Source organism: Acinetobacter sp. AOR14_HL (assembly GCF_027855175.1).
Taxonomy (GTDB): Bacteria; Pseudomonadota; Gammaproteobacteria; order Pseudomonadales; family Moraxellaceae; genus Acinetobacter; species Acinetobacter calcoaceticus.
In genome coordinates this window covers 143,579-163,417 of sequence record NZ_JAKTII010000002.1, presented here as the reverse complement: position 1 = coordinate 163,417, position 19,839 = coordinate 143,579, and the positions used below count along the sequence as shown (strand labels likewise).

Sequence of the window (19,839 nt, the reverse complement as noted above, 5' to 3'; positions counted from 1 at the left end):
CTGGCAGATGAGATTTTTAGGGCGGGGATGAGCTATAACTTTTACGAAGGGTATAGCGCCTATCTGGGATATAACCAGATCAAATATAGCGACAATTCTTATAAATTAGTGTCTGCCAATTTGAGTGGAAGTTTGAACAAGAACTGGGGATTTTATACCTCAGCGTATAAAGATTATGAAAATCACAAAGACTATGGCATTTACTTTGCATTGCGTTATACACCATCTACCAGAGTCAATGCGATTACAAGTATTTCTAATGAAAGTGGTAAAACAACATATAGACAAGAAATAAATGGATTTAATGACCCGCAAATCGATTCATTTGGATGGGGAGGCTACGTTGAGCACGATCAGGATGCCAATCAAAACAATGCATCTATCTATGCATCTTACCGTGCCCGTGCTGCTTATCTGACAGGTCGATATAACAGAATAGGAGAGAACGATCAGGTTGCACTTTCAGCAACAGGATCGTTGGTTGCGGCAGCAGGGCGGATTTTTGCAGCCAATGAAATTGGAGACGGCTATGCGGTCGTGACCAATGCTGGACCACAAAGCCAAATTCTAAATGGTGGAGTCAATTTAGGAGCGACTGATCGAACTGGTCGATTCTTAATTTCAAATTTAAGACCTTATCAGCTTCATCATATCTATCTAGACCCATCATATTTACCTTTAGAATGGGATGTTACTTCAACTAACCAAACAGCATTCGTAGGTTATCGCCAAGGAACCTTGGTTGACTTTGGCGCTCATCAGGTCATTTCAGGATTAGTGAAACTTGTTGATTCGAATAACTCAGCGTTATTGCCGGGTTATAGCGTTCGAATTAATGGACAGCAAGATGGGGTAGTTGGCTACGATGGTGAAGTATTTATTCCAAATCTATTAAAACAAAACAAACTTGAAGTAGATCTTCTGGATCATGGTTCATGCCAAGTTAATTTTGCGTATGAAAATAAGCAATACAGTGCTAAAAAGTTGGGGCCTTATGTATGTCGATAACTACTGTCAGTCATAGTTTTTGGATGAAGGGTAAAAAGCTTTCATTGGCCATAAAGTATATTTTAGCAATTGTTCTGTCTTTTATATTATATGCATTTTTTAGCTCTGCACATGCGGCTTGTACGGTAACTGGAAACACTAATAGTACATATACCTATACGGCTGCCACAATTAATAGTGATGCAAACATCAACTTTTCCGGCACGATTAGATGTCTTGGCGGACGTACTACTCCTGAAATTTCAGCTTATATGTGTATGAAGACGGTATTTACCGGAACCACAAGCGTAAATAATAGCGTTTCATTACCTTATACGGTCACTGCAACTGTAGGTGGCGCAGGTTCTTCTACCACAAATCAGACCTCAAATGTTTGGTATGGACCAGTGAGGACAGTCGCTTCAAATAATATTATTAATTACTCTGTAAATGTAAAAGTCCCAGCACGCACTGGTTCGCTCATTGCATATCCTAAAGGTACATATACTGGTACGGTTCAGCTTTTTTGGGACATGCAGGCAAGCTCTAGTAGTGTCTGTGAAGGTAATAGCGGAGGTGGTTGGGATTCAGGTAATACCACTATAACGGCTAATTATGTTGTACCAAGTTTATGCCAATTAGATTCAACCTCAAATGTAGATTTTGGCAATATTAATGATATTGGTTCGACTAGTCGTGATTACAACGGGCAAGGTGCTGTGAATACGACTTGTAACAATGGAACGCCATATAGTATTTACTTGGGGGATGGAAATAACCGTATTGCTGGAGGTTTTAGACGTATGACAAATGGTAGTAGTCAATATATTCCCTATCAGCTATATCAGAACTCGACTTATAGTACGGTATGGGATACTACAGGTGGTGTAACCGCGGTTGGAGGTTCTGGAGGTGTTTCCAAGACGGGATTGGGGAGTGCTCAAAGCACAAATGTGTATGGAAAAATTCCACAAGGTACTACTATTTCAACGACTCCTGGTAATTACTCAGATACGATAGTTGTTACAGTAACTTATTGATTAAATTTATAAATTTAATGTTAAATATGTTTTTGGTTGGTAATGTGAATATCCGTGATTTTTTAATGTGATGCCTTTAAGCCAAGTTTGATTCGCACATTTAACTCTACCTAAAGGAGCTATCTATAAATTTGATTATTAATTGTTCTAATTTAAAGGAAGTAGAAAAATTTTTAAAGAAAAGATAGTTGAAAAAAAAAACGGTTAACGGTAATGTTGTTTTAGAATAAGTAAAAACAGAAAAAGACAAATTAAAAAAATAAGAAAAAACATCTGATGAATAAATACCTTATGAATATTAAATGTATTTTTACACAAGTTAACACATTGTACAAATTAAATTACAGTTCTCTTAGCTTTATTTAATCTTTCTTATCAATAAAAAAAGCTTTCAGAGGCAAAGTTGGTTATTAATAAATTAGTTATTTGCATTGAAAAACAAAGTATTAGAATTGTAGGGCTGGGAGTTTTTAGATAACTTGTGATATGACTTTGATTAACTAAAGGCCCTCTTCTGAGGTTCTTTAATATTTGATTTCAATTTGCCGAGCATTTGGGTACTGGTTACAAAGATTCCCGCTAAATATCGATTATTGGCGGGGCCTTTTACTTTATGTGTTAAGCTGATCTTTATAATTATATGGATTAGTACAATGTTCATTTGCATTGGTGGTGATTTAGACGGTGAAGTTATAAATAACCGTGAAGGTACGTACTTAGAAGCCAGTGAAATAGATTCAAGTAAACAATCAACATACAATCGCCAGAGCTATATTATTGGTGAAAATACATATCGATTTTGGTTGTGTGCGGAGTTGACCTATGCTGAGACAACAAAAATAGCGAATGATTACTTGGCGCAAAAACATCCATACCTTTCATAATTCGGATATTAAAAGTAAGCCCGCCAATTTTTCTGGGCTTAACCTATCTAAGATGAGTCGGCTAAATACAGCTTAAGTGAAAAAAACAATTAAAAAAGCCCCTCATATCTGAGAGACTAGTCATATCAATTTTCTGGGATGAGTGGCTGTAATTTCTTAAATAACTAAACAAATCAAATTGATAAAAGTAATTAATAGTATAATAAATCAGTGCACTAATTTATTCTTTATAGTAGCAGAGCCTCAAAACAACTTCCAAGGCACTGTTAATAAGAAATTATTTGTTATTAGGATCAGGCTGTTCATTATTCTCAGGCAGATCTTTTACAGTGCCAGGAACTTGTGAAGGCTGAGTTTCAGTAGGTGGTGTTGCTGCAGAATGCTTATTCATTTTAGCTTTGATGACATTGGCATGGTTAGTTGTATTTTGAGAAAAACTTTTAAAACCCGACATTTTTATCTTCTTATCTTCACTAGGGAGAGTTCATAGTACGCTTTAAAAGCCTTTACATTGCGGTAGTTTTAAGACTTATGTGTGTTGATTTGTCCCAGAAAAGATCTTTATCTCGATGACTTATTTCATAAATAAAATCAATTATATATAACCTGTTGAGTCTTATCCTTTAAATTTTGAAATTACGTTATCCAAGTTTCAAGTAGGGGTACATAAAGCACACATATCTAAATTTTTTCAAAGTATGGGTTTAATAAAGTTTTAAAAATTAATTCAATCTAGTTTCCTACAAAATATTGATAGTATAAAAATAGTGTTGAGCATAATATGTATGATTAAATTGGAGCATATTAATGCTAAAAGACATTACAATTATTGATTTCCAAGGTAAAGAAAAAAGAGCGCAGGCAAACTATATAGAAGTAAATACTAATAAAATCAATCACTCATCTAGAGTTCAGAGACCCAAAGTTGAATATATTTTGTTAAAAGGTGAATGTATTTACCCTACTTTAAATTTGGTTTTCAATAGTTCTGATGGAAACAGCTATTATATAGAGTAAACATGACCCACTTCGGTGGGTTTTTTAATAGTTGATTTTAATTTGCCGAACGTTTTATGGCACAAGAGGCCTTGCTAAATATCGATTATTGGCGGAGCTTTTATTTTTAAGTACTCCTTTAAGATTATCTGTTTGTCTTAAACTACTTCCATTGAGAATCTTAAAGTCAAATTTGAAGAAAATATTTTATATGTATTTAATTTTATAACTATGAATTAAATACTAGCGCGTATTTGTTAGTCTAATTATTATGGTAATTCAGTAACATAAGTTCATCTTATTTCGGTGACTTTATCAAATAAAAATATATTAAGAGTTGTTTAATGGAGTTTTAATAATGTTTAAAAAAAATAAAATATTGATCGCTATGTGTTCAAGTCTATTGCTAGTGGCTTGCAATGATTCAGATGAAAATATTGAAGAACCTAAACCAAAAGTTTTTGAACAATGGTCAAGTTTTCATTTTGCTGAAAGAGTTATAGTTACTGGATTAGACGAGCCTCCTGTAAAGCGCGTAATTGCAACAGTAAGGTCTACTTTAACAATTGATGATAATAATTTATTTGAAAAAAAGGATTTCTTTAACTTAAATGAAAAAGAACAAAGATTGACACCTAGCTATGCCACTTATACAGGTTTTTATGGTAGCAATGAAAAACATCAAAAATATGGTGATCTTTTAGGAAAAATTAATACATCGACTATTAATCAATGGACTTTGTCTCCAACACTTTTAAATGGAACAGGCGAATTTAACAGGATTACTAAGTACAAAGTCTTAGATATATCAGGCCAAAATGTTTTTGATACTTTTGATCCTAATTTATCAATTAGATTTAATGGAGTCCCACTATTTGATGATGTATACGGTCTTGCTGCATTAAAATTTTATAAAAAATTATATAGTAGTAATTTTCCCGTAGGATCAAAATGTATTCAGCTCATATCAGTTGAGCAAAATAGTGATGTATTAACTTTAGAAAGGTACCCAGAACCTAATAGTGAAGTCTATAACCAAAACTCAATTAAAGAATGGTGGGAATATAGAAAATCAGAAGGAGACAAGCTTTCTATATATAAGGATACAGAAGCATACATCCTAGATTCTTACACCACAGGGGCAGCAAAAGTTAGCGATACATATTATTGGGCTAACCTGAGTTTGAAAGGAGAAGTTTTTTCATTTGCAAAAACTGTAGCCAAGAATAAAGAAAATTTCGTGGATGAGGAGGAACTATATGAATCAGAAATAAAATACTCTGAAATCTATGATGAGTTATCAAAAAAATCATGTCATTATTTTAATCCTGAAGCTACGATGTTTATTAATAAGTTGGCTGATTTGTAAGATGTTAAGTAAAGATTAAAATTAATTAAATACATGTGCATTTAATTAATTTTAATAAATTGGTATAGTTAAGGCTTTAATTATATTAGGCTAGACCATATAGATAAGTGGAAATCTATTTTTTTCGCTTTTTTATAATCTGCTTTTATATATCGTTAACCTTATATTAATTTTAATTTAAGGTTAACTTGAAATGAAGGCCTTTTTGTTTTTATTTGCTTTTTTATTAGTTATCTGTAAACCAGTTACCTCACATGCTGATACAACTTACGAAACTTTTGATGTACATTTTGTTATTCTTACTTCTAATCCCTCGGCTCAAATGGTCGCAACATTAAATCAAATGCAAGAAGAAGTTAATATTTTAAATAATTACTTTGTCAAAGAAGATCGATCACCTGTAATAAAGTTTCGCTTCAAAAGTGTATCTTTTTATAATGATGTAAAAAATTCAACATGTTCATTTGTTTCAACAGTTAATTCTGCTACTCCATATGATTCTGATGGGTGGGCGACTTTATTTAATAATTGCAATGACCCCAAAGTTAGAGATAAAAATGCTTTAAATTTTTATGTTTATGATGGTTATTCTGAAGCAAACGGTTTTAATGAAGCAGATAGTCATGGAAAAAGAAATTCTAATCGACCATACGTAATGTTGGACTGGCAAAGAATCAATCACAATATTCAATCACCTGAAGAGCATGAAATGGGACATGCTTTTGGCTTAGAGCATGTATGTGCTCCCGGGGCTACCTATAACACTTCAACAAATATCATGACTACTGTTTGCACTGGATCATCAGGAGGTAAGAGAGATATAGGATTTAATGCAGCGCAAGTTAGTACAATTATGTACTATGTGCCATTAATAAAAGCAAAATTATCGTCGCTTTAATTTTTTCTTGATAAAAATCCCCATTATATGGGGATTTTTATAGCTGGGGGCCATGGTCTGGCGGTCGTAGGGGAAAGCTTGTAACAAAGGCGTAGAGTCTTGATTGTTATGATGTAGCTGAAGAGATGGGCTATACCATAGTTCGCCTGAAAGCAGCAGCTAGATTTAAGATTAATGAATTTGGGTCATTACAAATACGAGCAACTTTTGCCAGCCAATCCGCACATGGCCGCAGCAATACATGACTATTTCAATGGCGGAGGTTTTATGGCTTGGTTATTTATTGAGAAAGAAAAGGGGACTGCGTTATACAAACGCATAGGTACTTTTCCTTGGCATTTACTCCCAATGGACCGTTATCATTTATTAAATAGAAATTAATATTTCGGTGTAAATAGTGGGAGTTGAACCCGTGTCCGCAAACTGCTCTCTTCGGAGGGCTTTTTTATGCTATGAGCTAATACAATTTGAGAAAATTAATACTTTTAGGTTTTTAACTCAGATAAACATCGGCACCTCTTTATTATCCCTATCAACAATAAATCAATTTTGTTTTACCCAAAATGATAGAATTGCGCAGATCAGTAATTTGATGTGTAGTTTCTGCTTTAAAAGCATGCAGTCTACAAATTTTTTAAATTGATTGGAAATTAGATTTGTAGACTAGTGAAATGCAACATTCAGCATATCAGTACAAGTGGATGCAACTTTAATTATGATTAACTTTTTGAAAATGCAAGATAAAGCAACTTAATGCAACCACTTACAATCCAAACTAGACTCGGCGGATTCTACTTCTTTTATTATTCCATCGTTGGCACATTCATGCCTTACTGGAATTTATATCTTCAAGATCAAGGGTTTAATTATCAAGAAATTGGTGTTTTATCATCAATTGCCATTGTAACGCGTTTTTTTGCACCTTTAGTATGGGGATGGATTGCTGACAAATCTGGTAAGCGAATGCTATTAGTACGGTTGGCGACTTGGATGGAATCATGTATATGGTTGGCTATTTTTATAGTTCCCAATACGTTTCAATCCATTGCTTTACTCATGCTTATTTTTAGCTTCTTTCAAAATGCTATTTTAGCTCAATTTGAAGGGGTTACTTTATTTTGGTTGGGCGATCAAAAAGCTAAACTTTACGGCAAAATCCGTAAGTGGGGATCTGTTGGATTCATTGTAGGTGTTTTCGTTATTGGTGCACTTCTAGAAATAGTACCTATTTCGATGCTTCCGATTTTATTATTAATTATTGCTTCATTGGCATTTATTTGGTCTTTCACAATTCGAGAACCGGATGGTGCGCCTACCTCACAAAAGCAGTTAGAGCCTTTACTTCCCGTGCTTAAACGCCCGACAGTAGCTGCATTTTTTACAATTGAATTTATTTTACTTTTTTCGCATGCGCCTTTTTATAGTTTTTATAGTAATTTTCTAAAATCTTTGAATTTCAGTACAACTGAAATTGGATTTTTATGGGCTATAGGTGTTTTTGCAGAAATTTTTATGTTTTCAATTGCGTCAAAGATTTTTCAACGTTTTTCATGGCGTAGTTTGGTGATTGTGTGTTTACTAGTGACGAGCATACGCTGGATGTTAGTTGCACTATTTTCACATTATTTTGTTGGTCAACTTTTTGCACAGTGTTTGCATGCTTTTAGTTTTGGTCTATTTCACTTAATTGCGATGCGAGTTATTTTTCAAAATTTCTCGGCTGGACAGCAAGGACGGGGACAAGCTCTTTACAGCACCATGTGGGGCTTAGGGGTGGCTTTTGGCAGTGTTCTGGCTGGACATTTTTGGAAAATTCTTTCCGGTGAAATCATCTTTATGTGTGCCAGCTTGGTTGTACTCTTAGGCTTATGCTTTGTAATGTGGCTTCCTAAACAAATCGATTCTTCAACGGCATAAGCTCGAAATAATGAAAAACAAGGTATTTATATTGAAAAAAGCAAGTAAATATAAAATTGTTTGATGACTTGTTGTAGCACGTTACAGTTGAAAAATATTGTTTTTATATGGTTATGAACCAGTGAATTTGTCAAAAAATATGCTAACTTAAGTTCATGCGTTTAATGATTAATAAATCTATGAAAAATATTTATATTATTGGATTATTGTGGGCTTGTTCTGGTTTAGCTGTGGCAGAAACGGCGACTCAGCAGCCAGCCGAACAACCCGTTCGGACAGCAAGTAATCCTAATGCTATACGTATTGTTACGCGTCCTGAAATTATGGGATTATGGGGAATGGAAATTCCAAATAATAAGAAATGTGTGGAATATTATAATTTCCGTAGTAGTAATGATGTAGTGATCAAAAGTGGTCAAGAATGGTCATATGGCTTATATGAATATCAACCGTCCGATGATCCTAAAGAACAGTTAGCTGCTTTAGTCATGCAAATTAAATTTGATAATAATAAAATGGATTGTTCTGGACAGAAACAAGATCAAACAGGTGATGTTTCTCAATATTTTGTACAGTGGAAAAATGATCATACTATTAACTTCTGTTCAACCGCTAAGGGTGAGCAGTGTTTTGCGACTTTGCGTAGAGTACTACCATAAAGTAATAGATATAAAAAAAGCCTCTTATTTATAAGAGGCTTTTTTTATTATGCAGTTTCAGCTTTCTTCTTTTCTTCCAATTGCTTTAGCAAGTGTTTTTCAAGGTAATGGATGTCCATTGCTTGAGAGCAGAAGCTCTTATCTTGCAAAATAAGATCTTTATGCAGAGGAATATTGGTTTTAATTCCTGTAAGGATCATTTCATCTAACGCTTGACGCATACGTGCAATTGACGTTTCACGGTCTTTACCATGAGAAATCAGTTTGGCAATCATAGAGTCATAGTAAGGTGGAATGCTATATTCTGGATAGATATGAGAGTCTAAACGAATACCTGCACCGCCTGGCGCATAGAAACTTTCAATTTTACCTGGCGAAGGTAAGAAAGTTGTTGGATCTTCTGCATTGATACGACATTCGATTGCATGTCCTTGAACTTTGATATCTTCTTGTTGAAGTTCTAGTCCTAGGCCGCCTGCAATACGTAGCTGTTGTTCAATAATGTCAACACCAGTCACCATTTCAGTAACAGGGTGCTCTACCTGAACACGAGTGTTCATTTCAATAAAGAAGAATTCACCGTCTTCAAATAAAAATTCAAACGTACCAGCACCGCGATATTGCATTAGCTGACATGCATGAACACACGCTTCTAAAATATCAGCTCGAGCTTGTTCTGGCAGGTTTGGTGCAGGCGCTTCTTCTAGCACTTTTTGGTGACGACGTTGTAATGAACAGTCACGGTCATATAAATGAATCGCATGACCATTACCGTCACCAAGAATTTGAACTTCGACATGGCGAGGTTTTTGTAAAAAACGCTCCATGTATACAGTATCGTCACCAAACCACATTTCTGCATCGCGTTGTGCTGCTTGAACTGATTCAAGTAGTGTATCTACACGCTCAACAATACGCATACCACGTCCACCGCCACCAGATGCCGCTTTAACAATAAGCGGGAAACCGATTTCTTTAGCTTCTGCTAAGGCATTGTGGATGGTCACGGCATGGTCGCAACCCGGTACAGTAGGTACGCCAGCTTTTTTCATGGCAACAATCGCAGAAACTTTATTCCCCATGAGGCGAATATGTTCTGGACGAGGACCAATAAAAGTAAAGCCTGAACTTTCTACAATTTCAGCAAACTCAGCATTTTCTGAAAGGAAACCATAACCAGGGTGAATGGCATCAGCACCAGTAATTTCTGCAGCAGTAATAATTGCCGGGATATTTAAATAGCTATCACTACTTGCGCCCGGACCAATACATACTGCTTCATCAACAAAACGTAAATGCATCAAATCCTTATCAGCATCTGAATAGATACCAACAGTCTTGATTCCTAATGTTTTGCAAGCCCGGGTAATTCGTAAAGCGATTTCACCACGGTTTGCAATTAAAACTTTTTGCAACATAGACGTCCCCGAGGTAATTACGCGCGATAACGGAATAAAGGTTGACCGAATTGGATAACATCACCATTTTTCACTAAAATTTCTTCAACCACGCCACTTTGAGTTGCTTCAATTGGGTTCATGATTTTCATTGCTTCAATAATACCCAAAGTTTCACCAGCAGATACAGTTTGACCTACTTTAACAAATGGTGCTTCGCCTGGGCTTGGAGCAGCGTAGAACACGCCAACCATTGGAGAAGGTTCAACTGCTCCACGTGGTGTTTTTGCAACTGGTGCTTCTGCAACAGGAGCTGCCGGAAGTGCTACACCAGCCGCAGCAACGACTGGACTACGACGAGTTAAAGCGATTGATTGATCACCTTCTTTAACTTCAATCGCTTGCAAGTCAGACTCAATCATTAAATCGATGAGTTTCTTAATTTTGCGGATATCCATGGGCGACTATTCCTAAACTAGTTTGGGTTAGATGGTTGAATTTTTTCAATAGCGTAATCGAGTGCAAAACTATAGCCCTTTGCACCTAGACCACAAATCACGCCAATTGCTTTATCAGATAAATAAGAATGGTGTCGGAATGCTTCTCGTGCATGAACATTCGACAAATGTACTTCAATAAATGGAATGGCAACGCCTAGTAGAGCATCGCGTAGAGCAACAGAAGTATGAGTGAGGGCGGCCGGGTTAATAATAATAAGTTTTACGCCTTCAGTTTGTGCCTGATGAATACGGTCAACAATGGCACCTTCCCAGTTGCTCTGGAAAGTATCTAATGTAATTGATGCGTGTTGAGCTTGGGTAATAAGTTGTTGGTTAATATCACCTAAGGTAAGATGACCATATACTTCTGGTTCGCGTTTTCCCAGCAAATTCAAATTCGGTCCATGAATCACCAAAATGGTCGAACTCATTCAGATTGCTCCAGCTCTAAAGTTGCAAATATTCTTTGCAAGATGTCTGCAAAGTTTGCTTATTATGGCATATGTTTCTACAATTTTTTTATAATTTGTTTTAATTGTCGCAGAAAGGGTACGCCAAATTCGGCTTATATATTGTAAATTTTGCGATGATTTAGCAATGTTAAAAAATGACAAAATTTCAAGTAATTTAATGAAGCTTATTTTAAACTGAATTGACAAAAACAGTTCATGTATTTTGTGTAACGGTTGTAGAGTTCTCTTCAATTACGAGTAGCTCATTCCATCGAGTTAGATAGTTTTTTGAACGGTGACATTGTTTCATATGCCAAGATGGGCTACGCGAATGATAGCCCACTTGTAAATAGTGACTACCGAATCGATTACGGACTGTACTTAGTGTTTTCATTAGTTGTTGTCTTTGCTGGATCAGCTCAAGAGGTTGCCATAAATCATCAATGTGATGTTGACGGGCGTGCAAACCACAAAATAAAACTCCAATCTTAATGTATCTTTTATTTTCTTTATATAAAACATCAATTTGTTGCATTGCTGCTTTGGTTAATATGCATAGATCATCTGTTGCATACGTTAAGCCAATTGCTTGAGATGACGCTTTTTTATAAGGTGGTTTATCTGTTTTTTCATAAAGCATGACTTGAATGCAGGCACAGAGTTGTTCTTGTTTCATTAAACGCCGATGAGCACGATTGAGATGAAAGATAAGCGCTTGTTTAATAATCTCAATACTGGATAAAGCTTGAGCGAAACTTCGTGATGCTAAAATTCGTTTTGTTAGGATGGCAGGATCATCAAGTTGAATGCAGGATTGGCCTTTTAGCTCACGAATGGTACGTGCCATAACCACAGAAAAAGCTTTGGCTAGATGGTATTCATTGGCAAAAGTTAAGTCTAGGCATGAATAAATTTCATAGCTTCGTAGTTGTTTGACCAATTGGTAGCCAATTCCCCAGACTTCTTTAACAGAAGTTTGTTGCATGAGGTCTTCAAGAAGTAGGGGATCTAAAGTAGTGAAATTACAAATCCTATTAAAGCTTTTAATTTTTTTGGCATAGTGATTGGCTAACTTTGCCTGAGTTTTTGAATATCCGATGCCAATACAACAAGGTAAGCTTAACCATTCATCTAGAGTTTCTACGACTTTGCCACAATAAGAATGGATCTCTAGAGATTGAAGATAAGGAGTCAGACGTATAAAGCACTCATCAATAGAATAAGCCTCTAAATCATCGGATGAGAAAAACTCCCCAAGAACCGAAAAAAAGCGACGAGACATCTCGGCATATAAAGTGTAGTTGCTTGAATAAACGTGTACGCCTGCTTTGAGAGCTTCTTCTTCAATTTGATACCATGGGGTTGCCATCTTTATACCCAAGTCTTTTGCTTCTTCGCTGCGTGATACAACGCATCCATCATTGTTAGAAAGTACCACAACAGGCAAACCAATAAGTTTGGGATTAAATAGTCGCTCACAACTGACATAACAATTATTAATGTCTACAAGCGCATAAATTTCTCGATGTGAAATTTCCACTATGATTTCCCCTTAAAAATATTGGTAAAGCCACATGCATGAATTGAGTTTCATAAACACGATGTTGAAAAGTGTTGGGAGATAAAATCACATCTTGAATATGTAACGAAATCAAGTTAACAAAATTTCTGGTAGAAAGCTAGGGTAGTCCTGACAGTCGGTTTCAAGTCGACAAAGAAAAAATAGAAAGCTTAAATAATTTTCAAATAAAAAAAGGAGACCGTACTAGATCTCCTTTTTTGTGGCACATTCTATCTAATTTTTAATTACCATTTATGACTATAAGAAACTTTAAGCGTTGCTCCATTTGCCACCAAATGACTAGTGTTATTGCCAGATCTTAATAATTGACTATAGAGAGGGTAGTATTTGCGGTTAAACATGTTCTCTAAACCAATCGTCACAGTGTCTTTTTTGTTAAGCGCAAAGCTACTGATTAAATCGGCTGTTGTATAAGTTTTTACATCGGAGCGACCAAAACTATTTACACCATTCAAGCGGTAATCTTCTGAACCGAAGTAAGTTGCTTGTAGACGGTTGGTCCAAGTTTCAGTTGGGCTATAAGAAACGTAAGCTGTAAGTTTTAATGGTGGAATACGGAAACCTGTCATGTCTTGTTCAGCACCGTTTTGAGGTTTTTCACGGCCTTTCATCCACGTAACACTACCACCAGTTCCCCAAATATTTGCATCGTCAAGATAATCAAGTGTTGCTTCAACACCAGTGACTTTCTCTTTGGTTCTAAGCATAACCAAACTATTACTTACTGGTTGCACAGCACCAAGGTCAGAAGTAGAGTGGAATACCGCTAAACTTGAAGAGAAGTTATTGAAATTTCCTTTCCAGCCCAACTCATAGTTATCAACTTTTACAGGCTCTAAGAATGATGAGCCAAGGTTAAAACCTGTGTCGGCATTTCGGATGATCACACCGACATCAGGTAACTGAGAGCCTTGGTTAAACGATGCATAGATCGAGTGTTGATCATTTGGAGAGAAAGTCACATTAGTATTATACAACCATGCATCAGCTTTCACTTTTCCGCCCGGAACAGTGTAAGGGTTAGTTTTGCCTAATTGTGATAATGGAACAAAGCTATCAATTTGTGCATAGCTGTCTTCATAACGCGTACCAGCTTCAGCTGACCATTGATCATTAAAGCGGTGTTTTAACTGTAGAAAACCACCCACACTTTGCGTGGTGAGTTCAGGTAAATAAATCAGCTTACCAATTTTTACAAACTCTAAACCACCAGATTGATCATAAATTTTTTGATCGAAAATATCCAAAGGCATTTCGCTTTTTTCACGGCTAAAGTCGCCACCCCAAACCAATGAGGTATCACCTAAAAACTCAAGTGGTGTGGTAATAGTTAAACGGCTACCGAGTACGTTATTTTCTTGATAGACCTGATCCACTTGTCCACCGCGTGGGCTGACTTTATCTGGGGCAACACGTGCGTCAAATGGTGAAAAACGAGTAAAGAAGTCACGGTAATAAATTTGAGCATCAACCTTATTACCAAACAGGTCTTTATGGTTATAGGTTAGATTATATATCTGGTTTTCATTTTTAGTCTGGTCTTTGAGTTTTAAGCCTTTAATGGCTTTGGCTGGTACAGTTCCAGCAGGGGTATTCTTAACACTTGTGTCAGATGCATAATCTGAGTCTTGTTCGGCATTATAATAATTAGCAGTAAATTGTAGGTATTGATTGTCATCAATATGGTAACCAAGCTTACCGCCTACGCTGTAGGCATCGGCATCATAAAGGTCGCCCTGACTTGGTTCCGGTGCAACACGGTCACCACTTGCATCGTATGGGCTACCAATACGTTGATAACCAAAGTCGAATGCATAATCAAAGGCATTAAAGCTGCCTGTGAAATATTGGTGAATATCTCCACCCAAAGCATCAGAACGGAAATTCGTTAAAGGTGTTTGTAGCCCAATGACGGTTTTTGCAGTAGGTTCACCACCCGCAGCTTTCGTGGTAATTGAAATAATACCGCCAGAAGCACCGCCACCATAAATTGCATTACTGCCTCGGATCACTTCAATATTTGCAATGCTTTCAGGGTCAATTGAGGAAAGTCCTCTTGATGTGTCCCGTGTAAGGTTCATTGGAACGCCATCGACCAAGATGAGGGCATTACGACCACGTAAAGTTTGACCGTAATCTGTAATAGTACGGCTTGAGTCAGACAGGCCCGGTACAGCTTTTGCTAATACAGTCGCAATACTTCCAGAGGAACCATTTCTTAAAAGTTCAATTTGTTTTTCATCCAACTTGGTGACTTGCTTAGCAGAAGTAGAAAGTTCATCTGCGCGTGAAGCGGTAATTGTAATTGTAGGAAGGGCTTCAGGCTTTTTTTCTGTTTCTATGGTTTCAGGAGATGAAGCTGCAAAGGCAGAGTTTGAGAGAAAAATGACCCCACCAAGTGAAAGGAGTGGAATGATATTTTTAACTTCAGACTTTCTTTTAAAAAGTTTATTACTTTTTATCTTATTTACCATTTTCTCGCCCTGAGAATGATTTTAAATTGAGCGAATTATAAATGAGAATCATTGTAGTTAACAATATTATTAATTGCTTAAAAATAATATATCTGAAATTTATTCAATAGATTAGGGGAATAGATATTTATTCCCCCACAATATTTGAACAGTTATGAGATTTCCTTATAGGCATTCAAATGATTTTGATGCGCACGGCGAATAATGCTTCGGTCATCACCGAGCACAAAAAGCTGAACAGATTGTTGTTCCCAAGCCGCAATATCTTCCGGTAGTCGGGGAATTGCACAGAAATGCTTATTGCTCATTTTTGTCTTTGCATACATCTCTTGAACTTTATCTTTGATCTTCGGATGGCTGGTTTGCCACTGCATTCCCATAGATTGGGAAAGGTCAACAGCACCTTCAAGAATAATATCGATGCCTTCGACTTTTAGAATTTCATCTAGTTGTTCTAGTCCTTCAAAGTGTGTTCCAAGTCGATAATGATAAAATCATAGCTCGCAAGTGCCAGTTGCTCGACATTAATCGGAGAGGCTACGGAACAAATTTGGAGAATGGGTTTCCAAGAATGAGTTTGTATTAATCTTGGCATGTTCATTTGGCGCATCTTGTAAATTTGGTAGAAGGTCTGGCTCGCATAAAAGATGACGACTAAAACGAATACCGTCATGAAAATCTTTCAAGGCTGCCTTAACTGGTAGGCCATTTTTATGAAAAAGTACTATGTGACTCCACGCTAATGCCTTTATTTGCAAATAGTTCAACTAATAGAATAAGCGAAACGTTAATGTATTGTTTCCACCAAAAAGTAATGAAGTCTTTAGCATCGTTCGATTGTAAATTTTGGTTGGGTGCAGCTTGTTGAATAAAGCTTAATAGAGGAATTTCATGGTTCTCCTTAAAATATCTAGTTTTTGAGCTAGAGTTTAATGGTCTGCATGGAATAGATGGATTTTGTTTAGATAAATATTAATTCAATTTTGAAGAGGATAATCCATCAGACCACATAGAATAATTCCACTCACTAACAAGAATTTTTACTAGGCTCTATAGAGTAGGTTTACACATGATATTCCGTAGAGCTTATTTTTTACTCGGCTTTTATCATTTCTTTCAACTAATCCTAGCTAATTGCTTTTTTGTTTTTAGTAATTTGTTTCTCGCTCTATTCAGGAATGAGAAGAAAGCATTGAGGAGGCAAAGTTTCTATTCGTTTGTTAAAAATTACAAAATAATTGTGATTTATATCACACTTAATCAGGATAAATTCATCTGATCCAGTTGTGCATTGATCAGTATTTTAGGAAATTTAAGGTTGAATTTTGCAGTGTGAGTGATTTGACTTGATTTTACTGTGTGAAAAAAATGAAGAGTTGTTAAGTTAATGTAATTTTTTATTATTGAATGTAAATAATAATAATTATCATTTGTATTTGCAATTAAGTGTGGATATTCTCCGTAGGTATTTATCCCTCCACAGAGTAATCCTGATGAGATCAATCACAAATAAAATTGCCTTGCAGCATTTAGTGAACTCATATTTACAAGAAACAGGTCATGGACGCTTTCTCTCTTTAACAGAACAATCCCCTCATTTAACAGAAAGAGGTAAGGGTAAAGTTTTACTGAGTATCCCTTTACACGCAATCAATGGGGTTCTTTATGCACCGATTGAGTATTTCAGTCAGGTGGGGCGACACCGTTTTGCTGACTTACCGTGGGTCGAGCGGGAAGGTCAATATCTGGCACTTAGCCCTGTAAATATTGCGTCAAATCTACTGGAAAATTTAATTGAACAATCCAAAGCTCAGCAACTTGATGCATCTTCATTGCTAGAGTGTTGGATTCAGAGTCACAGAGCACTGCAGCAATTTCTCAGTCATCGTGAACCAGATTTTGATCAGATTATAGCAAAACAGCAAAATTTTATTCAGAGTGAACAGGCATTGGTTCTTGGCCACAGCATGCATCCTTCACCTAAAAGCCGTCAGGGTTTTGTACAGGATGACTGGAAGATTTTTTCACCTGAAACACAGAATACCTTCAAAATGCAATTTCTATATGTGCACCCAGAACATATTGCTTCGGACAATGCACATAAAATTGATATTCCTACACAGTTCAAACATGATTTAGAACCATATTTCAATGCGTTTCACCGAGCTAAAATAGCCCAGTTTCCTGAATATGCATTGTTGCCTTTACATCCATGGCAGGCACGTTATCTAAAGGATAAGGACTGGTATCAACAGCTTCTACATGAAGAGAAATTGATTGATTTTGGCGCGCTAGGCTGGGATGTCAAAGCAACAACTTCAGTACGTACGCTGTACAGTGAGCAATCACCTTGGATGTTCAAGGCATCTATGACTGTGGCTGTGACTAATTCAGTTCGGGTCAATTTGTACAAGGAATGCCACCGTGGTTTGTTGAGTTATCAGCTGTGGCATGATGATTGTCTAAGTGAATTCAGGCAGCGAAATCCGAACCTTCAGGCTTTGAGTGATCCTGCTTGGATTGCATTGAAATTTGATGATCAGGTACTAGATGAAACCATCTGTATTTTGCGTGAAAATCCATTTAAGGTCAGTGATGATGTGACTTGTATTGCTTCATTGTGTCAAGATCATCCTGTATTAGCAAAAAATCGTTTCAGTGAAATTTTTGCAGATATTTCAAAACAAACAGGCCAGTCTCAGTCACAAGTTGCCTTGCTATGGTTTGATCGCTTCCTAGAAATGACTATTCTACCATTGATGGAGTTGTATCATGAATATGGAATGGCTTTTGAAGCACATCAACAGAATACCTTGATTGAACTGGAACAGGGTATGCCTAAAACAGTATGGTTTAGGGATAATCAAGGATTTTACTATATCCGTGAGCTTGCCACAGAAATTTTGAAACATTATCCGACATTGGCAACAGATGGTCAGGCAGTGTGCCCATTGTCACTGGTGGATGAGCGTTTCCGTTATTACTTTATTGGTAATACCTTATTCGGTCTGATTAATGCCATAGGTATGACTGGCGCCGTTCAGGAGCAACAATTAATTGAAATGCTGCAATCTTACCTGTTGCAGGCCTATCAGAAATATCCTGAAAGCAATTTATTAAAGACTGTTTTACATCATGAAACTTTCCCTTATAAAGGCAATATGATGACACGTCTGTATGAGCTGGATGAGTTACAAGCTGATATTTCTCAGCAATCAATCTATGTTGATTTAAAAAATCCACTCTATGTTAGACAAGTTATTGAGGAGGCCGACTATGCTTGATTTCATCGGTGTTGGTCTGGGGCCTTTTAATCTAAGTCTTGCTGCGTTGGTGAATCAGCATGCTTCATTGAAGTATTGTTTCTTTGAAAAACGGGAAAATTTTGACTGGCATGCAGGATTACAGCTACCAGGTGCGATGTTGCAAGTCCCTTTTATGGCCGATTTGGTTAGTCTGGTTGAGCCGACAAGCCCTTATAGCTTTCTGAACTATTTAAAGGCACAGCAACGTCTCTATAAATTTTACTTCCGTGAGAATCTGTATATTCCACGCAAGGAATATAACCATTATTGCCAGTGGGTCGTACAGCAGTTGCATGATCTACATTTTGGTCAGCGAGTGGTGGACGTTGCTCCAATCTCTGGAGGTTTTCAGGTGATTGCTGAACAGTGTGGGCGATTGTCCATTCATCAGACCCGTAAACTGGTATTGGGGGTAGGAACGGTGCCGCGATTACCCAAACCATTACAAGCAATTTCAGAACAAACCGCATCTTGTCTGCACTCTTCCAGCTATCTACAGCAGTGTACCGATAATCTTTCTGGCAATGTGGTACTGATTGGTTCTGGTCAGTCTGCGGCGGAAATCTTTATTGATTTATTTGATCAGCAGATTTCATCAGAAACAGGCAAGCCTAAATTCCATTTGTATTGGTTGACCCGCTCCGCAGGTTTTTCACCCATGGAAAATACACCATTGGGTCTGGAAAGCTTCAGTCCAGATTACATGCGTTATTTCTACCATTTACCAGAAGCTCTCAAGGATACTCTGCCAACTGCACAAGCCCACTTGTACAAGGGCATCAGTAGCAGAACTATTCAGGAAATCTATGAGCGCCTTTATCACCGTAGTATTGGACAAGCGGATACCTGTGTGACTATTGCTGGCAACTATCAGTTGGAGAATGCACAGTTACATGGTCCGAATAATATTCAACTTGAATTTTTACAGATTCAGCAACAGCAGATGTTGAAAATCCGAGCAAGTACCGTGATTGCAGCAACGGGTTATCAATATCCTGCACAGACGTTCTTGAATAAGCTAAATGACGGGATTGTATTAGATACTCAGCAACGCTGGAAAATTAGTGAGCATCATCAACTGCAGTATCAAGGAGATGGTGAGATCTATATACAGAATACCAGTCTCCAACACCATGGCGTTGGTACTCCAGATCTGGGATTGGGTGCATTCCGTTCTGCAAGGATTGCCAATCAGATTCTGAAAGAAAACTATTTTGATGTAGACGGAAAACAAGGCTTTCAGGATTTTCAGCTGGGTAGTCAGGCCTTGACGACTGAATTCCAGATAAATAATTCCCGAACAAATACAGTCATGCCGCGTCCCTCTGGGAAAACCGATGATCAGTATTTAAAAGTCATGAGCAAATAACACAGGGGAC

General features: G+C 36.9%; 17 protein-coding genes and 3 pseudogenes. 12 read left to right on the top strand and 8 right to left on the bottom strand.

Annotated features, from left to right (window positions below; genetic code table 11):
- From MKL38_RS00970 to MKL38_RS00960, 3 genes are all read left to right on the top strand, one after another.
- A partial coding sequence (locus tag MKL38_RS00970; RefSeq protein ID WP_270902237.1) for a fimbria/pilus outer membrane usher protein occupies positions 1-1,008 on the top strand: 1,008 nt, incomplete at its 5' end.
- Between the two features lie 23 nt (positions 1,009-1,031).
- Entirely contained in the window at positions 1,032-2,027 is a 996-nt protein-coding gene (locus tag MKL38_RS00965) for a Csu type fimbrial protein (protein ID WP_442866687.1), read from the top strand.
- A 653-nt stretch (positions 2,028-2,680) separates the two neighbouring features.
- Positions 2,681-2,911: a hypothetical protein gene (locus tag MKL38_RS00960; protein ID WP_005046549.1), complete on the top strand. Its 231-nt coding sequence runs from the start codon at positions 2,681-2,683 to the stop codon at positions 2,909-2,911.
- Positions 2,912-3,188: 277 nt separating this feature from the next.
- Here MKL38_RS00960 and MKL38_RS00955 read toward each other — a convergent pair whose 3' ends face one another.
- Positions 3,189-3,365: a hypothetical protein gene (locus tag MKL38_RS00955; RefSeq protein WP_004643166.1), complete on the bottom strand. Its 177-nt coding sequence runs from the start codon at positions 3,363-3,365 to the stop codon at positions 3,189-3,191.
- A gap of 353 nt (positions 3,366-3,718) precedes the next feature.
- On the opposite strand from MKL38_RS00955, the gene MKL38_RS00950 reads away from it, so the two are divergent.
- The 7 genes and pseudogenes from MKL38_RS00950 to MKL38_RS00920 all read left to right on the top strand — a co-directional run bounded on the left by MKL38_RS00950 (position 3,719) and on the right by MKL38_RS00920 (position 8,750).
- Positions 3,719-3,928 (top strand): hypothetical protein, encoded by a 210-nt coding sequence (locus MKL38_RS00950; protein ID WP_209831000.1) that lies wholly within the window; start codon positions 3,719-3,721, stop codon positions 3,926-3,928.
- 337 nt (positions 3,929-4,265) lie between these two features.
- Entirely contained in the window at positions 4,266-5,276 is a 1,011-nt protein-coding gene (locus tag MKL38_RS00945; protein ID WP_270902235.1) for a hypothetical protein, read from the top strand.
- Between the two features lie 193 nt (positions 5,277-5,469).
- Positions 5,470-6,174 carry a hypothetical protein gene (locus MKL38_RS00940; protein WP_270902234.1) on the top strand — a complete coding sequence of 235 codons (705 nt, stop codon included), beginning with the start codon at positions 5,470-5,472 and terminating at the stop codon, positions 6,172-6,174.
- Positions 6,175-6,221: 47 nt separating this feature from the next.
- A pseudogene (locus MKL38_RS00935) lies at positions 6,222-6,419 on the top strand (hypothetical protein); the annotation flags it as partial.
- Positions 6,349-6,555 carry a hypothetical protein gene (locus MKL38_RS00930; protein WP_270902233.1) on the top strand — a complete coding sequence of 69 codons (207 nt, stop codon included), beginning with the start codon at positions 6,349-6,351 and terminating at the stop codon, positions 6,553-6,555. The pseudogene MKL38_RS00935 and the gene MKL38_RS00930, both read left to right, overlap by 71 nt.
- A 372-nt stretch (positions 6,556-6,927) precedes the next feature.
- The gene (locus tag MKL38_RS00925; protein ID WP_270902232.1) at positions 6,928-8,091 is read left to right on the top strand and encodes an MFS transporter; all 1,164 of its coding nucleotides are present in this window, start codon (positions 6,928-6,930) and stop codon (positions 8,089-8,091) included.
- 155 nt (positions 8,092-8,246) lie between these two features.
- Positions 8,247-8,750: a hypothetical protein gene (locus MKL38_RS00920; RefSeq protein WP_003652266.1), complete on the top strand. Its 504-nt coding sequence runs from the start codon at positions 8,247-8,249 to the stop codon at positions 8,748-8,750.
- Between the two features lie 47 nt (positions 8,751-8,797).
- Here MKL38_RS00920 and accC read toward each other — a convergent pair whose 3' ends face one another.
- The 7 genes and pseudogenes from accC to MKL38_RS19235 all read right to left on the bottom strand — a co-directional run.
- Positions 8,798-10,168: an acetyl-CoA carboxylase biotin carboxylase subunit gene (gene accC, locus MKL38_RS00915; protein ID WP_003652264.1), complete on the bottom strand. Its 1,371-nt coding sequence runs from the start codon at positions 10,166-10,168 to the stop codon at positions 8,798-8,800.
- A gap of 17 nt (positions 10,169-10,185) precedes the next feature.
- Positions 10,186-10,605, bottom strand: coding sequence for an acetyl-CoA carboxylase biotin carboxyl carrier protein (locus tag MKL38_RS00910; protein WP_003652263.1), 420 nt, complete (start codon positions 10,603-10,605; stop codon positions 10,186-10,188).
- Positions 10,606-10,622: 17 nt separating this feature from the next.
- The gene (aroQ, locus tag MKL38_RS00905; RefSeq protein WP_270902231.1) at positions 10,623-11,078 is read right to left on the bottom strand and encodes a type II 3-dehydroquinate dehydratase; all 456 of its coding nucleotides are present in this window, start codon (positions 11,076-11,078) and stop codon (positions 10,623-10,625) included.
- Positions 11,079-11,313: 235 nt separating this feature from the next.
- Positions 11,314-12,639, bottom strand: a complete 1,326-nt coding sequence (locus MKL38_RS00900; protein WP_270902230.1) for a Y-family DNA polymerase — start codon at positions 12,637-12,639, stop codon at positions 11,314-11,316.
- A gap of 266 nt (positions 12,640-12,905) precedes the next feature.
- Positions 12,906-15,155: a TonB-dependent receptor gene (locus tag MKL38_RS00895; RefSeq protein ID WP_270902229.1), complete on the bottom strand. Its 2,250-nt coding sequence runs from the start codon at positions 15,153-15,155 to the stop codon at positions 12,906-12,908.
- A gap of 152 nt (positions 15,156-15,307) precedes the next feature.
- Positions 15,308-15,619, bottom strand: a pseudogene (locus MKL38_RS00890) (aldolase/citrate lyase family protein); the annotation flags it as partial.
- Between the two features lie 66 nt (positions 15,620-15,685).
- Positions 15,686-15,916 (bottom strand): annotated as a pseudogene (locus MKL38_RS19235) (hypothetical protein); the annotation flags it as partial.
- Positions 15,917-16,648: 732 nt separating this feature from the next.
- Here MKL38_RS19235 and MKL38_RS00880 point away from each other — a divergent pair.
- Positions 16,649-18,439: an IucA/IucC family protein gene (locus MKL38_RS00880; protein ID WP_005039918.1), complete on the top strand. Its 1,791-nt coding sequence runs from the start codon at positions 16,649-16,651 to the stop codon at positions 18,437-18,439.
- Positions 18,432-19,829 (top strand): lysine N(6)-hydroxylase/L-ornithine N(5)-oxygenase family protein, encoded by a 1,398-nt coding sequence (locus tag MKL38_RS00875; RefSeq protein ID WP_205469043.1) that lies wholly within the window; start codon positions 18,432-18,434, stop codon positions 19,827-19,829. The genes MKL38_RS00880 and MKL38_RS00875 overlap by 8 nt, the downstream gene beginning before the upstream one ends.
- Positions 19,830-19,839: the final 10 nt, after the last annotated feature.

Coding starts and splice junctions, on each gene's coding strand:
- MKL38_RS00940 (WP_270902234.1), top strand. CDS start 5,470: ATGAAGGCCTTTTTGTTTTTATTTGCTTTTTTATTAGTTATCTGTAAA.
- MKL38_RS00920 (WP_003652266.1), top strand. CDS start 8,247: ATGCGTTTAATGATTAATAAATCTATGAAAAATATTTATATTATTGGA.
- MKL38_RS00880 (WP_005039918.1), top strand. CDS start 16,649: ATGAGATCAATCACAAATAAAATTGCCTTGCAGCATTTAGTGAACTCA.
- MKL38_RS00945 (WP_270902235.1), top strand. CDS start 4,266: ATGTTTAAAAAAAATAAAATATTGATCGCTATGTGTTCAAGTCTATTG.
- MKL38_RS00950 (WP_209831000.1), top strand. CDS start 3,719: ATGCTAAAAGACATTACAATTATTGATTTCCAAGGTAAAGAAAAAAGA.
- MKL38_RS00955 (WP_004643166.1), bottom strand. CDS start 3,365: ATGTCGGGTTTTAAAAGTTTTTCTCAAAATACAACTAACCATGCCAAT.
- MKL38_RS00875 (WP_205469043.1), top strand. CDS start 18,432: ATGCTTGATTTCATCGGTGTTGGTCTGGGGCCTTTTAATCTAAGTCTT.
- MKL38_RS00930 (WP_270902233.1), top strand. CDS start 6,349: ATGAATTTGGGTCATTACAAATACGAGCAACTTTTGCCAGCCAATCCG.
- MKL38_RS00965 (WP_442866687.1), top strand. CDS start 1,032: ATGAAGGGTAAAAAGCTTTCATTGGCCATAAAGTATATTTTAGCAATT.
- MKL38_RS00895 (WP_270902229.1), bottom strand. CDS start 15,155: ATGGTAAATAAGATAAAAAGTAATAAACTTTTTAAAAGAAAGTCTGAA.
- aroQ (WP_270902231.1), bottom strand. CDS start 11,078: ATGAGTTCGACCATTTTGGTGATTCATGGACCGAATTTGAATTTGCTG.
- accC (WP_003652264.1), bottom strand. CDS start 10,168: ATGTTGCAAAAAGTTTTAATTGCAAACCGTGGTGAAATCGCTTTACGA.
- MKL38_RS00960 (WP_005046549.1), top strand. CDS start 2,681: ATGTTCATTTGCATTGGTGGTGATTTAGACGGTGAAGTTATAAATAAC.
- MKL38_RS00925 (WP_270902232.1), top strand. CDS start 6,928: ATGCAACCACTTACAATCCAAACTAGACTCGGCGGATTCTACTTCTTT.
- MKL38_RS00910 (WP_003652263.1), bottom strand. CDS start 10,605: ATGGATATCCGCAAAATTAAGAAACTCATCGATTTAATGATTGAGTCT.